Below are 15611 nucleotides of genomic sequence, written 5' to 3'. Positions count from 1 at the left end.
GCCTGCCCAGACCCGTGTTGCTGCCAACGATGTGCGATCCACACGGGCATGTGGCCTGGGCGCGCGTAACAAAAAACGCCTTCTATTTGCCTGGCTCAACCGGGTAAGTGCAGCCCATACCTCACCTCTGCCAGTGCTGCGCCGCCGCGCTGAAGCGTGCGCTCACTGCCTGTTTCCTCCACGCACCCGGCCCTGCGATAAAATCGGATAGCCCTGTCATTTTCGGTCAAGACCCAAAGCGTCAGGCGCTGATACCCCTGCTCAATCAAGCACTGCAAGCCTGCTTTCCACAAGGCCCGCCCGACGCCGGTTTGCCAATGGCTGGCTAGCACATAGATGGCCATGACCTCGCCTGTGTTGCCTTCAGTGGCATCTTCGTCACGGCTGGCGCCGACGGATACCCAGCCGACGACCTGCTGGTTCAGTTCCGCGACCCATACGTTTGACTCGTCTGATTCAATCGAGCGAGCCCAGGATGATTCGCGCTGAGCCAGCGTTGCGTCCAGCGCGTTCAAATAGTCGGCAGGCATCAGGTCACGATACGCGTCCTGCCAACTGCTGATGTGCACCTGAGCAATGGCCTGTGCGTCGCGGGGTAATGCTTTACGAATCATTGATGAACTCCGTGTTCGAGCACTGAATGCTCTGCGGTCATTCCTGTAAGCCCGTCGCTGGCGAAACGCGTGGTGTTGACTTGGTCCAACCTGAAAGCACCCACGTAGTCCAGCACAAATTTCTGTCAGTTCGGTTACTCCAGACGCACGCTGAGCGCGCTTATGGCTCCGTCGTTGCGATAAGCAAGCCGTCTAGATCAATGGTTGTAACGCAATTGAGGGTTGCCACAGGGAATTTTGGCCGCTAACCTGAAAATGTATGAATTGTTACGAATAGTTTCGTGCGTGACCTGTTTCGGGTTGCGCGACTTCAGGATGAGGAACGAAAAATGTTTTCACACGAAGGTCCCGCACTAGAGCTGTTGCTGTTCATTTTTGGCTTGGCAGGCCTGCTTTTGGTCGTTTGGTTTTTTCACCATCGATACGAGCGAAAGAACGGGAAAGGCGTAAAAAAACAACAAAATCGTAACGAAAGTCGCTCTGCGTAGGCGGTTGCTTACGATCAGATCAGATCAAATCAGATCGGGCCGGAGCAGTGGCGGCTTCCATCATGAGAAGCGGCCAGGCTCCGAGCCGGGTGCGGACTGGCCGCAAGCGATACTTGAATACGCCGTGTCCGGTGTTCCAGCGAGCAAAATATGCTTAGGCCTGACGGCTACGACGACAGCGCCGGTAAACACGTGCAGTGGGTGCATGATGCGAAGGTGATTTCAGCGCCTATAGCCACGGTTCACCGGACAAAGAAAAGCCCACGATGGGGGCGCGGGCTTAAAAGGTGTTCACTTAGGAGCTGGATTAAGCCTAGGCGCTCAACTGTGAAAACCCCGTGAAATAAAAGTGCCGGTTATGTCTTTTACCGCCGACTGTTTGCTCGCGTACTGTGCGGGTTTCCTATCCCACCTATGCAACGGTGTTTTCATGTCAGATGAAGCTCGGCTTGTCGTGATTATCCAGACCTAGCCCGGTAAAGGTTCGCAGCAGTTGGCCGCATTCGAAGGGCTGGCGCCCAAGGTCAGGGCCGAGCATGGCTGCCTGCAATATGATGTGCACCCGGTTGCGGGCAACCCGGACCATTTTGTCCTGATCGAAACGTGGGCCTCCCAGGATGCACTGGATGCCCATCACCTGGCAGCCCATAGGGTGGAAGCGGCCAGGCACAATCCCTCGTTTCGTGCCGGGCCGGCTACCGTTCTGGTTTTAGACGACGCGGTCCTGTCTGCATAAGGCGGCGTTCAGAGCAGCACCCGGCGCAACCGGCCACTCAACGGCACCACCGTGTTGTCGGGTGTGGGGATCCGCCGGCCGGCCAGCCCCATGCCTTCGCTCACTAACACCGCGCCGTGCACCCTGCACAGGTTGGACGGCGTATCCAGCCCGCGTGCCAATACTTCGACCGGCCCGGTGTGCAGGTTGCAGCGCAGCAATCGCCCACTGAAGCGAGTAAAGCCGCCATGCAAAGGCTCACCGCTCCAGTCCGACGGCAAGGGTTGTTGCAGGTGGTTACATAGCTCCAGCACCAGCAGGTTGCCCTGTGGGCACAGCGCCAGGCCCGTGGGCCATTGCAGGCCGCGTATCACCACCTCAATCTGCCCGCTGGCCGGGTGCACTCGCACCACTTGGCCTGCGAAGTCGGCAAAGTCGATGCCCTTGCGTGCCGGGTCGCCGTGCAGCTCCCCGGAGAACAGGCTGATCAGCACCGCGTCTGTCTGCGGTTCATACACCAGGGTCACGGGGACGGCTTCCTGGCCCATGTCCAGTTCGGGCAGTTGCACCAGCACCTGCTCGTCCTGGCCGTCGCGAAATTCCACCAGTTGGTTGGTATCGGGCTTGACCGCCAGCCAACTGTCGCGGGTCGGGTGATAACACAGCGCATTCAAATTGCCACGGCTGTGAAACACCGGCTCGGGCGGGCTGTATTGCAGGTCGAGCAGTTTCGAGCCGCCGACATAATCGGTCTGGCTGGCCAGGCAACGGCCGCCGCCACAGGCGATGTCCGACAAGCCCATGATTTCATCACGCAGCATGCGCGCCTGCATATTCATGGCGCGAAAGCCTTGTGCGAGGGGCTCGCTGGGCAGGTAGGCACCGGGCTGCAACGGGTCGGGACGCAGCCGACTGACGCGGCCGCTGAACGGCTGGTCGGCCAGGCCTGAGCCGGCCTCGGCCACTAGCAGGCTGCCATCGGCTTGCTCGCACACCCCGCGAGGGTTGAGCAGGTTCTCGGCAATCAGTGTGCTTGGGCGCAGGTTTTCGATGGGCTGCGCCGGGATATGCAGGGTCATGGGCGTTGCTCCTATTGCGGCGGCTGCCACGGGCTGCCGGTGAGATAGGCGCGCAGCAGCGCCCGTTGGGCCGGCGACATCGAACGCACCACCGGCATGAACAGTGTGGTGCCTTTGTAGGCGTCCGAAGTGCGCGCGAGAATCGCGTTCTTCGCGCCCATGATCGCGTCGGGTTGGTTCAGCGGGATGTAGCGCGACATGGCGGGGAAGGCCAGGTAGTGAAAGCGCAGCACGTTCGGGTACATCTGCTGCCAGGTGATGATGCTGCCCTTGGGAATGCCAAAGTCGGTCTGGGCATATTTGCGGAAGTTGGTGAAGAAGGCGCCGTCGTCCACGCCGTTGGCGGTGCAGGTCAGCGCGACAAAACCTGCCTGGCTGGCGCTGCCGGATTTGAGGCTGACCGGAAAACTCACCGTCTGTTGGCCGGCATTGACGGTCAGTGACGTCGGAAAGTTGAGGAAGTCGGTGTATTGCTTTTGATCATAAACCCCAGGTGCGCTGGCCCCCAGGCTGACCTGGGTGGCGTTGGGCACCGGCCCGCCCAGGTAGCTGACCTGTAAGGTGATGGTCAGGCCGTTGGGGTAATCCTCCAGGTACACATTGCGCTGATCGGCGTAGACCCGATAGGTCGATTCGGTCGCGTTGAGTTTTTGACCGTTCACCGGGTTGGGGGCGGTGATGTTCAACGCGCTGGTCTTGACGGCTTGCTGCTGGCTGGTATTGAGCGTCACGTCGACGATGCCGCCGTACACGTAGTAATTGACCAACGGGCTGGCGGTTGGGTTGAGGGTCATCAACGCGGCAGCGCCGGCCGAAATCGTCACCGGCCCGTAATTCGCATTCGGCCCGATCGGGCTGGTGATGTCATCCCGCACGGCCCGGAAGGTTTGCTTGGGGATGACGTTGACCATATCGAGGCTCAGCAAACCATTGTTGCCCAGGGCCGCATAGGCGGCATTGCCCGTGACCTGGTTGACCAGTTGCCGACCCGGCTGGCAGCCCAGCGGCTCGCCGGCGAACGCCGGAGCGAGGGTGCCGATCACGCGGCCGATGCTCGGGTTGGGTGTGTATTTGCCCGCCGCATAATCGGCGTCCAGTTGCGCGGTGGTCATCTGCGGGCACATCTCGAACATCACGAAGCGCAGCACAATCCCGGTCGCGCCGGGGGCCTGGATAATCGCCTTGAGGCCGCTGCTGTTTTTGTTCCAGCTGACAATGCTGCTCAATGGGAAAGTCAGCTGGAACGTGCCGCTTGCATGGAACGAGCCCGGCGCGTCCATCTTCGCCGGGTCGAGCACGCGGCCGGTCACGTCGAAACTGCTGCACACCGCATTGCAGCGGATCAGCAACTGGATATTGTCACCGCTGCCGATTTGCAGGCCGCCGACGAATATCTGTGTGGTGGTCGACGCGCTGGGGTCGAGGTCGACCATCATCGGGCCGGACACCGGGCCTTGTCCGGTAACCGGGTCCACTGAGCCCAGCAGGTACACGGGCTGGCCGACCTGGTCGCCGGTGGTGCTGATGTTGCCCGGCGCACCTTGGGAACTGATCAAGGCGTTCTGCATGTCCACCACATGCTGGCCATAGTGGTTCCAGCCGCCCGCGGTGTAGTAGTTGCCGGCCGGCGCGTTGATCATGTTGTTCAACTGGTCATCGGTATACGACTGCGCACCCGGCGCGAGGGTCGAGGTGGTCAGGTCGAACAGCGGCCAGTTCGGGTTGCCGTTGAAGGGAATGGTCGGTGAGTTGTTCGGCAAACTCACGTCCGTGCGGATGCCGCCCCAGAAATTCAGTCGTGGTCCGTTGAGGATGCTCATGGTCTATTCCTTGTCCGTGGCGTGTGGGGTGACAGGCGGATTGGCGAATTTGAACAGGTAGGAGAAGTCGGATTTGAACGGGCTCTTCACCGGTGTCGCCATGGAGTGGCAGTTCATGCAACTGCTGTTGGGCTGGATATAGCTTTCCATGGTCACGTTGGCCGACAGCGCCGGTGTCGGTTGGCCCAGCGGGTTACTCGGGTTGTTCGGCATCAGTGGGCGCTGGGTGGTGATGAGCTGGTAGTACTTCAACACGCTGCGCTGCAGGTCGGGGTTGGCCTGGTAATTGGCGTTCACCCAGCGTGTGGCATCGGCGATGGGTGTCACGCGGTTCAGCGGGTTCGGCGTCTGGAACGTGGTGCCGGGTGTGGGTACGCAGACCAACTGCGTGCCCTGGGTTTGCCAGTTGCACGGTGACTGGTTGAGCGTCGCAGCCGGCGCGAGTGGGTTGTAGTAGGAATAGGCGGTGCCGGCGACAGGCTGGTCGACCCACTGGCCGTTGACCTTGGCCTTGGGCGGCACGTTTTCGATTTGCTCGAAGGTCGACCAGATCCACTGCGGGTAGCCATTGACCTTGGTGATGATATGCAGGCCCACCAACCCCAGGTAAGCCTCGGTCACGCCGGTGCGTTGGCCCTGGTTATTGAAGGTGGCCACGCGCGCGAACTGCGTCAGGTAATGGCTGGCGTTGTCCTTGGGCGTAAGGATGCGCCAGCTCGATTTGATCTCGATGACCCCATTGGGGAAGCTGATGTTGCTGGCTTTGGACACCACGTTGGCGTTGTAGTAATTGTTGCCCACGATGTAGTTATAGGAAGCCTGGTTGGCCGAGATGTCGTAGTAGGTCGGGTTACCCGCCTGATCGATCAACCAGCCACCGACCGCCTGGTCGACGGCGTTGACCAGCGAACTGTTCTTCAGCGCGGCGATGTTGATGATGCCCAGGCTGCGGGCGGTCAGCGGGCTGTTCCAGGGCCCCGGGTTGGCGGCTCCCGGCAGGAAGATTTCGCTGACCGTCTTGTAGGTCTGCCACACCGTGTAGCCGGCGTCGCCCGGTTGTTTGTTGCAGTTGGGCGTGCCGCGTTGCCCGTCCTGGGCAGGCCAGTTCAAGGCGATAAACATCTGCCAGCTGTATTGATCGAACTGGTCCTGCGGCGCATTGGCGGCGGGTGCGCTGCTGGGCGGCTGGCAATTGAGCTGCGTGGCCTGCGTCGACGGCTGAGGCGCTTCCCGCGCTTGGGCCGACAGGCTGACCAGCGCAAATACCATCACACTGAATAACGTTTTCATGGCGATCCGTCCTTGTGGGTCAGGGTTTGCGCTGCATGAGCTGGTTCCACTGCGCCTTGCGGCCGTTGCTTTGCGACGCCGGCGGATCGAACAGCTGGCAAGGCGGCGGGTTCGACGGGCACATCGCGGCCACTTGGTCCCAGGTCTGTTTCGGGTCGGGCCTGGCGATACGGAAGTTCGTGTAGTTCTGGCTCACGATGGGCGCATTCGCGACGCTGGCGTCCCCCGAAAAGAAGAATGACTGGGGCAAACGGTAGGGCGGCGACCCCGACTGTTGTGTGTTGAAGGCATACCCGAACAGGATCGGCCCCGCCGGTGATTGCAGGTCCAACGCATACGCCTGCACGCTGCCGTTGAGGTTTTTGCTGCGCGCGGCGCTGTACGGCAAGTGTTCGATAAAGCTTTGGCGTGGCGGATGATTCATCGGTGAAAACATGCAGCAGGCCGGCATGTCCTTCGGGCGGTCCTGCGGGTAAGTCAGGAAGTACGCCTTGTTGCCCAGGGACACGAACGAGCAGCTGTAGTTGTTGTTCTTGATCGGGAAGATCGGGAGGCAGTACTTCTCGTAGTGCTCCATCATCGCGCCGAAGCCGTCGCCGTCCGCCGGGATGTAGCCGGTGTCGTAGTAGCTGGTGCCCTTGGACACCGTGTAATCCGCAGGCGTGAGGGTGGAAGGCGGATTGCTGTAGGGCGGCGGGTTTTTCTCGTAGTTGTTCATTACCCGGTACATCGTCCAGTCGCTGATCCATTGCGCTGGGAAAAACGGATCGGACGGGTCGCCGGGTGCGCGTTTGGCAATGCAGTTGCCATTCTGTTGATTACAGCCCTCGCTGTTGTGCACCCCGTTGGTGAAGTACACGGCGCCGCTGTCGCCTGCGGCAAATGCGCCGGGGCTGAGCAGCACAATCAGCAGCAACAGTCGGTTCAAAAGGTGGCTATTCATATGACACTCCTGTGGGAGCCGGGTGCTTGGTTCGCTACCCGGCGGTCCTGTGTGCGGCTTAGTCGTAGTCGCTCATGCTGAGTGGGACGGGCGGGTAATTGCGTTTCACCAGGGCTTGCGCCCACAGCTCCAGCACCGCGCGACGGCTTTGCGGCATGTCCCGCGTGATAGGCATCGCCAGGGTGCTTTGTTCCTGGTATTCCTTGCTGATCAACACAATCAATTGGTCGACGGCGCCCTCGATGCGCGTCAACGAGTTGAGCGGCATGAACTTGCTCATGATCGGGTACAGGTAATAGTACGGCTGCAGGATGAACGGGTAGATGAAGGTCTCCCAGATCACGCTGCCCGCGTCCTTGTTCATATAAATGCGGTTCCACGCATTGACGAAATCCTGCTGCAGCTGTGGCTCCAACGGCAGTACGCGCAGCGGTGCGAGGAAGTCGGTGAAGGCCGTCGGCAGCGGGAAGCTGAACGGAATGGTGGGGGCCTGCTGACCCTCCTGCAGGAAAAAACGCAAGGTGGGGAAACCCGGTGCCACGCCCGTGACGGTCAGGTTGGCGATGCCATTGGCGTCGGTCTGAATCTTGGTCAGGCTGTAGTGCACCGCACTGTTCAGCGGGTCCTGCAACGTGCCCTGCATGGCAATCGGGTTGGCGAACTTAAGCGTCGGGCTCAAGGCGACAGCGGCGGGTGTCGGTAGAAATGCCTGATAGGTCACCGGCGTCATTTGATCCGCTGCCACCGCGAGCCGCGTGGCCATCAGCTGGCGACCGGTGCCCTCGGTTACCTGGCTGAGCAGCGTCGATGCGCCCGTGAATTGCGGCAGGTTCGCGCTGTTATTGGCCGGGTTTTGCGGGTCATTGTTGAACAGCGTGAAGTTGGCCGGGTTGCTGAATGCCAAGTAATAATCGGTGGTGCACAGCATGTAGGCATTGCCGTATTCCGCCACCCACAACGTGGTGCCGGCCGGGGCGGGCAGGCCATCGTATTGCACCATGACCTGCAGCGTCCGGGTGTCGCCCACGTCGATAAAGCTGGCGCTTTCGACCACTTCGGCGGTCCACATCTGCTGGGTCGCGGCAGTGACGGCGGCGGCGCCTTGCAGTTGCAGTTCCAGGGTGCCGGTTTGCAGTTGCGTCTGTGCTTGCGCCGTCAGCGTCAGGTCGAGGATGCCGGAGCGTTTGTCGAACGCCGCCTGTTGATAGTCGTCATAACCGAAGCTGGCCAGCGGGTTGAATTGCCCATTCTGGCGAATGCCAATCTGGTAGTTGCCCGCCTGGTACTTGGCGGCTACCGGAATGGCCGCGGTTTTGTCGATCGGATAGAACGGGAAGGCGTTGCTCAGGTCCAGCGACAAGGTCGCGCCATGGGCCTGGGCCGAGATCACGCCCAGTTGCGCCGGTGTCGATTGCGCCGGCGTGGTTTTGTAGATGGGCACGGGGCTGGCGGGCACCAGGCGTCTGCCGGCAGGGGCGGTGGGGAATTCGTCTTCGAACCACAGGCCCAGGGTGCCCACGGTGCGGCTATAGGCGGGGTTGAAGAAAATATCGCTGACGTTGTCCAGCCCCTGCTGATACATGGCCTGCACCTTGGCCTGGGCTGCCGCACTGGAGCTGTGGGTGTCGATGGGCGGGTAATTGTTGAGGATGCCGTTCTTGTCGTAGCAGGTCAGGTAGGTGGAAAAGCGGAACATCAGGCCCTTGGCATTTTGTTGCGCCATTTGCGTTTGCAGGTTTTGCAGCAAGGCCGAGTTGCCGATCACCCACTCCAGGTTTTCCTTCGGGAAACAGGTTTGCCAGGTGGTGGTGACATAGGCCAGGCCGCCCAGGTTGGCCCAGTTGAAGTTCAGGAAGCGGTCGAGCATGCGGAACTGGCGGTTGAGCGTCAGGCCGCACTGCGCATTGCCCAGCACCAGCTTGTCGAAATACAGCGCGGTGAAGGTGTTCTGCCAAGGGCTCACATCCACGAAGCGTGCCGGGGAGCTTGGGGCGCCGCCGAAGGGGTTGCCGAGCAACTGGAAGCTCTGGTTGATCAGCGGGTCCTGGCTCACATAGCCACCGTCGGGCAACTCACCGCCGGTGACCACCGATTGGGTCTGGTTGTAGCTGACGGTGCCGCACGCGTTGTCGCCGAACAGGTTCCATTCGCCGGGGATCATCGGTGTGCTCAACTGCCCGGCATTGCCGGGCACCTGCATGACGTACGCCGGTACGCTGGCGGGTGACAGCGGCGCGATGGTCCACGGCAGCAAGGTGCTGACGGCGTTTTCCGGGGTGATGTTGAAGGCCTTCAAAAATGGCCAGTTCATCTGCATTTTCACCGCATCGTAGAGCGGGTACATGTCGTTGTTGTTGGCGGTCGGCGGGTTCCAGAACATATGGCCGCCCAGGTAGATACGCGGGAAATTCAAGACGCTCATGTGAGGCTCCTTAGCGTTGCCACTGGGCGCGTTTGAGCGACCAGACAAAGTCCAGTTTGTGGTAGCCGACGAAGTCGGAGGCCGGCAGTTCAGCCGTGGGGTACACGATGCCGCCCTGTTGTTTGAGGGCGAAATTGAAGTAGCCTTTTTTCGCTGAATACGCGGCAGTGCTGTGGCAGGCGAAACACGAAGACTCGCTCTGGAACGCCGACTCCAGCTGGGAGTTGGCGAGCAACGTCGGCACGGTATTGGACTGCACGCCGATCAACTCGTACTGCGCCAGGGCCGGGAAGTTGGCCTGAAACGTCGTGTTCACCGGCTGCGCCGCCTTTGTCGGCCCGGTGCTGTTGGTCATCGGCGTTGCAGGCGTCGCGTTGTTCACCGTGTACTTGCTGTTGTTGCGGTTTTCGAAGGTGGTCCACACCCAGTCGGGGTTCAGTTTGTTGATCACATGCAAACCGCTGAGCGCGGCGTAGCCGACCCGGTATTGGCCGTCCTGCTGATAGTAGGCCTGGGCGATGTAGTAGCCATCCTTGACCAGTTGCTGCTGATAAGTCGGGTCGTTGCCGATCCACAGCCAGGCGGCCTTCAACTCCCAGGCGGTGGAGGGGAATGCCAGGTCGCTGGTCAGCGCGGCCTGGCCATTCACGTTGTAGACGTTCTGCTGCACGATGTAGTTGAAGGTGTCCTGGCCCATCAACAGTTGAAAACGCACCGGCTGGCCTTTTTGCGCCGCCGGCACCTGGCCGCCCATCTGCAGGATCAACCCGTCCACTTGCTGCGTGGCATTGAGGTTGTGAAACATCCGGTTGAGGTTCATGCCGAGTTTTTGTGCCTGTGCAATCACGTCGTTCGGCAGGGGCTCGCGCTCGGCATACGGCAGGGGCTGGGCGCCATCGCTCAGGTAGACCTGATCCGAAGGCTTCATGGTCTCCCAGACCCGATCCGGGCTTTGCGCGGAGACGGTCTGGTTCAGGCAGGCAAACCAGTTCCAGGCGAGCGTGTCGCGGCTTTGCACGAAGGCCGCGCGGGTCTTGTCGAGGTTGCCTCCAAACTGCAGGAACTGGGTGCAGTCGAAAGGGGTGGCGTCTTGGGCATGGGCCAATCCGGCCAGTGCACTCAGGACAGTTATAGATAAGGCTCGCCGCATGGAAACTCCTTGGCTGTGGCCAGTTCGAGGTGGGGGCGCCCCAGGAAATGTTCCAGGAGCAGTTGCTTCACTGCCGTCGCCGCCAGGTGTTGCGGCAACGCCAGTGCGCAATTGGTGATCAGCAGCGGGCCGGTCTGTGCGCTGCTGGGTAAGCGACCGTGGCTGCCGCGTACCAGGGCGGTGTCCAGGGGTATGAGGTCCATGTAGTAGCGAAAGCCGAGCTTTTTTTGCAGCAGGCGGCGCGCCACTTTCAGTCTGGGGAAACGAATCGCCGGGTCGATAAACAGCTCGACCGGGTCGTAACCGGGCTTGCGGTGGATGTCCACGGTGCGCGCGAAATCCGGTGCTTTGCGATCGTCCAGCCAGTAGTAGTAATCGAACCAGAAACCGGCGGCGGCCACGGCCACCAACTCGCCGCTGCGCGGGTGGTCCAGCTGCCAGGCGCGTTGTTCGGCCTTGTCCAGCACCTGCTCGATGCCGGGCTGGCGTTGCAGCAAGGCCTTGACCCGCGGGATGTCCTGCGCCTGCTTCACGTAGACATGCGCGACCTGATGGTCGGCCACGGCAAACGCCGCGCTGGCGCCGGGGTCGAGCAATTCCCAGCTCAGGGACTGGCGCACCTGCAACAGGCCTTCGGCGCGCAATACACGGTTGATCGACAGCGACTGCTCGACGGCCTCAATGCCATATTCAGACAGCAGCATCACCGCCGCGCCTTGCGCTTGGGCGAAGGTCAGCAGGCGCCCCACTTGCATGTCGATGGCCCGCACTTCATCAGCAATCGACGGGTGATCGGGCCCCAAGCGCTGCAAGCTGTAATCGAGGTGCGGCAAGTAGATCAACTGCAGGTGGGGCCGGTTGATCTGGAACTCGGCCATCGCGCAATCGACGATCCAGCGGCTCGAAGCAATACCTGCCGCCGGGCCCCAGAACCCTGGAAACGGAAACTCGCCAATCTGCCGTTCGATCTGTTCGTGCAGCCCGGGCGGCGACGAATACAGGCCGAATTGTTTGCGACCATCCGCCGGGTAGTGCGGGCGCGGGGTGATTGCGGCGTCCACGTCGGCGTACATGTTGTACCACCAGAACAACTGGCTGCAGCGAAAGCCCGGAAGCTCACGCTTGAGCGTGTGCCAGACCTTTTCACCCTGGATCAGCGCATTGGGTTGCAGCCAGAAACGCACTTCGGCCTGGTCGCGAAAGTACCAGCCATTGCCGACGATGCCGTGCTGCGAGGGCGGTGCGCCGGTGAGGATCGAAGCCTGGACCGTTGAGGTGACGGCAGGGAACACCGGTTGCAAGTGGGCCATCTGGGCGGTCTTGAGCAGCGCATTGATGTGCGGCGTTGCCTCACCCAGCAGCGACGGCGTCAGCCCGACCACATTGATCAGCAGCAGCGGTTGCTCAGAGCGCATGGGCGTAGGCCTCGTGCATCAGCGCGAGCAGCAGGTTGCGCTGGCGCAGTTGCTCCTCGACCCAGCGCAACTCGGCGGCGATCCCTTCCAGTTGCGCCCGCTCGGTGGTGGGCCGCAGTTGCGCGGGCAACACACCCCAGCTGTAGGTTTCCACTTCGAGCACCGGGCGGAAGTCGCCATGGGCCGCCAGGTAATCGAACGTCTGTGCCAACGCGGCCTGGCTGCCGCTGAGTTCAGGCAACAGCAAGTGTTCGCTGAACAGCGGGATATGGAAATGAATACGCAGTTCGCGCAACCCGTTGCAGTCAGCGAGCGCGGCCGGCAGGTCCGGCCAGCTGATGACGCGGCCGTAGGGGTCGAGGGCTTTTACCTGATGCAGGTAGGTGGTTTCGGTGAAGGTGCTCAGGGTGTTGAGCACGTGTTCGCGGCGCAGTGCGTCCTGAGTCGGCAGGCGACAGATCATCGCGTTGGACAGCTGGATCTTGCCCACGGGCACCTGGGCTTGACGCAGCCTGGCCAGCGATTGGTAGCAGTCCTCGAACATCACCGCCTGGTGGCACACGTCAAAACACAGGGCCAGGTAAGCATGGTTCGGGTCCAGGCGCTGCCGGCGCTGGAAGAACGCGATGGCCTGCGCGGTGTTCTCCAGCACGCAATCGGGCTCCATCTCCAGACAGAACACGATCTGCTTGCCGGTTTCCCGGTGCAGGCTGGCGAGTGCGGCAGTGAGCTGGTTGAGGTGCTCGTCGGCGCGTGCCTGCATTGGCGCGGTCCACGTGGCGGCATAACCCAGCGGCACCGTGGAAATCACCCCGTGGTGGCAGTCGGCCGGCAAGGCCTGCGCAAGGATGCGCGCCAGGTTCAGGCTGTAGTCCAGCCGCTGCGGGTCGGCCCAGTTGGGTAGATACACCGCGGCTTTCACCGCGCCCTGATGGAATTCGCCATAGGGAAAACCGTTCAGCGACGTCAGGCGCAAGCCGGTGCGATCGAGCAACTCCAGAAATGGCGCGCACGCTGTAGCCTGTTGTAATTGCGCCGCCGCGTGAGCGCAGATCCACAAGCCGCTGTCCTGTTCGCGCAGCCCCCGCAGCTGTCGCACACCCTGAAAGTGCTGCTCGATAGAGGCGCGTAACCCGGCCAGGTCACGGGTCGGGTGCACATTGCTGCAATACCCGACCTGGGGCGCGGTCCAGCCGCTGCGGCGGCTCATTTAACCACCGGTTCCTGGCCGCGCAGGGCCGAGTTTTCCTGCCATTGCTTGCGTTGGTCGATGGGCAGCGGGGTGCTGACCAGGCCTTTGTCCAGCTGGCCGCTCTGGGCAAAAAAGTCCACTGGGTTGTGGAACAGCACCTGTTCTACCTGGGCTTCAGTAAAGCCCGCCGCCAACATTGCCTGGCCGGTCTTGGGCACCTTGAGCGGGTCGCTGATGCCCCAGTCGGCGGCGCTGTTGACCACCATTTTCTCGGTGCCGTATTCCATGAGCAGGGCGACCATGCGCTGCTCCGACATCTTGGTGTTGGGGTAGATGGAATGGCCGCGCCAGCACTCGCTGTCCAGCACCAGCGGCAGGGTCAGTTCGTTGAGGTGGTCAATAATCACCAGGTGCTCGGCAATCCCCACCTCGCGGATGACCGCCAGTGTGCGTTTGGTGCCACCGATCTTGTCGCGGTGCGGCGTATGCACCAGCACTGGCAGGTTGAATTGTTTCGCCAGCTCAAGCTGCGCCGCGAGAAAGCGATCCTCTTCGGGGGTGATGTCGTCGTAGCCGATTTCGCCCACCGCCACCACGCCGTCCTTCACCAGATAACGCGGCAGGATTTCCAGCACTTCATTGGCGATCGACAGGTCATTCGCTTCTTTGGGGTTAAGGCCGATGGTGCAGAAGTGATGGATGCCGAACATGCTCGCGCGAAAGCGTTCCCAGCCCAGCAGCGTGTCGAAGTAGTCGACGAAACTGCCGACGCTGGTGCGCGCCTGGCCTTGCCAGAACGCCGGTTCGATAACCCCGGTGATCCCGGCGGCGGCCATGTTCTGGTAGTCGTCGGTGGTGCGGCTGACCATATGAATATGCGGATCGAAGTACTTGAGCATGGTGAATCCTCGTCAAGGGCAGGCGGTGTGCATCAATTCAAGTAGGCGTGCCATTCCGGCGGCAGGCGCAAGCCGCGCAGGCGTTGGTGTTGCGCCGGGCTGAGCAGGTCAAAGGCGATCACTCGGGGCAAACCTGGGGACACGCTGCGTGCGGCCGCCAGTTGTTCATCGAGCAGGTCGAGCGCCAGTTGGTTGAGGCTGACGCTGTGGTGCTGCGGCAGGCCGACCAGGCGTCCGATGTCGAGGCCCATGCCGAGTGCTTTCAACACCAACTGGTGAAAGGCGCGCTCCGGGTAATGCCGTGACGGGTAGGCCGTGTCGAGGGCGAGGGCGGCGAACACCTGCGGGTTGCTGGTGCGCCCGGCCTGCAACGCCAGTTCCAGGCACACCCCGTCACTGTCGAGCCAGTCGAGGGCGCCCAGCAGGGCGATTTTTTCCTGATCGTCGCCCCACAGGAACAGTTGGCGCAGCAGCGGCAAGTGTGCGTCCTGCGGGGTGTGTTCCAGCGCATGGGCCAACGCCAACGCACGTGCCAACGCGACGGTATGGCCGGGCAGATGACGCTTGCACTGGCCGCTCAACAGCGCCGCGGTGGTGGCGTCCGGTTGTTGCGCAAGCTGCGCCTGAGCCTGCTGCCACCACTGCAATTGGGGCGCCTGCAGTTGTTGGCGCAAGGCTTGGCGTTGTTCGGTGAGGCGATCCAGGCGCATGTTCATGTCGGCTTGATCCAACGCTGAAAGTGGGGGAGCAGGAAAAACACCAGCACACACAGCAGGCTGCCCAACGGCTGGTTGGCCACGGCCAGCACCAGCGCGTCAAACAGTGGCAAGGCGGCCAGGCCTGCCCCGATAAACGCACGCACCTTGCGCTGTTGCGGGTGGGCCAGGTACGTCCAGTAGTGCCAGCCCAACCACCCCAGCCAGAGCAGCAGCACCGGCCAGAACCACACGTTGTTGGCGTAGATCGCCAAGGCCAGCGGGCTCAGCATCAACAGCAACGGCAGGCGGCTGATCAGTTGGTTGCGGTGCTCCTGACGGGCCAGGTAGGTCAAACCGCTGATGTACACCCCGAGCAGGATCGCGCACAGCCAGATCGGCTCCGGCGGCACGGCCAGGCTGGCGGCCGCCGTGAGGTACAGCGCCGAGCGGCAGGCGCCCATCAGCCAGACGCTGTGCGCGTATTTCTTGTGCAGCAGGTTGTAGCCGAAGATGCAGCCCACCAGCAGCACCACGCTGCCAAGCAGCCAGTGCGGCTCGGCGATCAGCCGGCTCAGGCCCAGCACTGCCGCCGCCGCGAGGATCAGCAGCAGCGCCGTGGCCAGGCCCACGTGCTGACGGCTGGCCAGGCCCAGGGTGATCGGCCGCGGGTTGTGGTGTTGCTGGTCCCAGTCGGCGTCCAGCAAGTCGTTCAGCAGCATGCCGGCCAGGTACAGCAACGACAGCGTGATCAACAGCAGCACCCACACCAGTGACGACGGCGGTGCCATTGCCCCGGCACTGCTGGCGAGCAGGGCGGCGGCCAGGGTGTTGGTCCACACCGTGGGCAGGTTGGACACCCGGCCAAGGGTCATCCAGGTTTTCATCG

13 protein-coding genes are annotated in these 15611 nt (G+C 62.0%); 1 reads left to right on the top strand and 12 read right to left on the bottom strand.

Translation table 11 applies throughout. The features are described 5' to 3' along the window. Positions 1-95 precede the first annotated feature (95 nt). Positions 96-614: a GNAT family N-acetyltransferase gene (locus CPH89_RS27900; RefSeq protein ID WP_053256705.1), complete on the bottom strand. Its 519-nt coding sequence runs from the start codon at positions 612-614 to the stop codon at positions 96-98. Between the two features lie 981 nt (positions 615-1595). Between CPH89_RS27900 and CPH89_RS27895 the strand changes: the two genes are divergently transcribed. Further along, positions 1596-1838, top strand: coding sequence for a putative quinol monooxygenase (locus tag CPH89_RS27895; RefSeq protein ID WP_232005420.1), 243 nt, complete (start codon positions 1596-1598; stop codon positions 1836-1838). Between the two features lie 8 nt (positions 1839-1846). Here CPH89_RS27895 and CPH89_RS27890 read toward each other — a convergent pair whose 3' ends face one another. Genes CPH89_RS27890 through CPH89_RS27840 form a run of 11 tightly spaced genes read right to left on the bottom strand, consistent with a single transcriptional unit; the run spans position 1847 to position 15609 of the window. Continuing rightward, a complete protein-coding gene (locus CPH89_RS27890; RefSeq protein ID WP_053256703.1) occupies positions 1847-2896 on the bottom strand; it encodes a hypothetical protein in 1050 nt (349 codons plus the stop codon). An 11-nt stretch (positions 2897-2907) separates the two neighbouring features. Beyond that, positions 2908-4716 carry a hypothetical protein gene (locus tag CPH89_RS27885; protein WP_053256702.1) on the bottom strand — a complete coding sequence of 603 codons (1809 nt, stop codon included), beginning with the start codon at positions 4714-4716 and terminating at the stop codon, positions 2908-2910. A gap of 3 nt (positions 4717-4719) precedes the next feature. Continuing rightward, positions 4720-6006, bottom strand: coding sequence for a hypothetical protein (locus CPH89_RS27880; protein WP_053256701.1), 1287 nt, complete (start codon positions 6004-6006; stop codon positions 4720-4722). Between the two features lie 19 nt (positions 6007-6025). Next, positions 6026-6949 carry a hypothetical protein gene (locus CPH89_RS27875; protein ID WP_053256700.1) on the bottom strand — a complete coding sequence of 308 codons (924 nt, stop codon included), beginning with the start codon at positions 6947-6949 and terminating at the stop codon, positions 6026-6028. Between the two features lie 58 nt (positions 6950-7007). Continuing rightward, positions 7008-9371: a hypothetical protein gene (locus CPH89_RS27870; protein WP_053256699.1), complete on the bottom strand. Its 2364-nt coding sequence runs from the start codon at positions 9369-9371 to the stop codon at positions 7008-7010. A gap of 10 nt (positions 9372-9381) precedes the next feature. Then, entirely contained in the window at positions 9382-10521 is a 1140-nt protein-coding gene (locus CPH89_RS27865) for a hypothetical protein (RefSeq protein WP_053256698.1), read from the bottom strand. Beyond that, positions 10500-11936 carry an alkaline phosphatase family protein gene (locus tag CPH89_RS27860; protein WP_053256697.1) on the bottom strand — a complete coding sequence of 479 codons (1437 nt, stop codon included), beginning with the start codon at positions 11934-11936 and terminating at the stop codon, positions 10500-10502. Before CPH89_RS27860 ends, CPH89_RS27865 begins: the two co-directional genes overlap by 22 nt. Then, positions 11926-13146: a metabolite traffic protein EboE gene (eboE, locus tag CPH89_RS27855; RefSeq protein ID WP_053256696.1), complete on the bottom strand. Its 1221-nt coding sequence runs from the start codon at positions 13144-13146 to the stop codon at positions 11926-11928. The genes CPH89_RS27860 and eboE overlap by 11 nt, the downstream gene beginning before the upstream one ends. Then, positions 13143-14027: a TatD family hydrolase gene (locus tag CPH89_RS27850; RefSeq protein ID WP_053256695.1), complete on the bottom strand. Its 885-nt coding sequence runs from the start codon at positions 14025-14027 to the stop codon at positions 13143-13145. The genes eboE and CPH89_RS27850 overlap by 4 nt, the downstream gene beginning before the upstream one ends. A 32-nt stretch (positions 14028-14059) precedes the next feature. Then, entirely contained in the window at positions 14060-14743 is a 684-nt protein-coding gene (locus tag CPH89_RS27845) for an EboA domain-containing protein (RefSeq protein WP_053256694.1), read from the bottom strand. Beyond that, on the bottom strand, positions 14740-15609 hold the full coding sequence (locus CPH89_RS27840; protein ID WP_053256693.1) for a UbiA family prenyltransferase: 870 nt from the start codon (positions 15607-15609) through the stop codon (positions 14740-14742). The genes CPH89_RS27845 and CPH89_RS27840 overlap by 4 nt, the downstream gene beginning before the upstream one ends. Positions 15610-15611 lie beyond the last annotated feature (2 nt).

The organism is Pseudomonas fluorescens (assembly GCF_900215245.1).
Classification (GTDB): Bacteria; Pseudomonadota; Gammaproteobacteria; order Pseudomonadales; family Pseudomonadaceae; genus Aquipseudomonas; species Aquipseudomonas fluorescens.
This window is presented reverse-complemented; position numbering and strand designations above follow the sequence as displayed.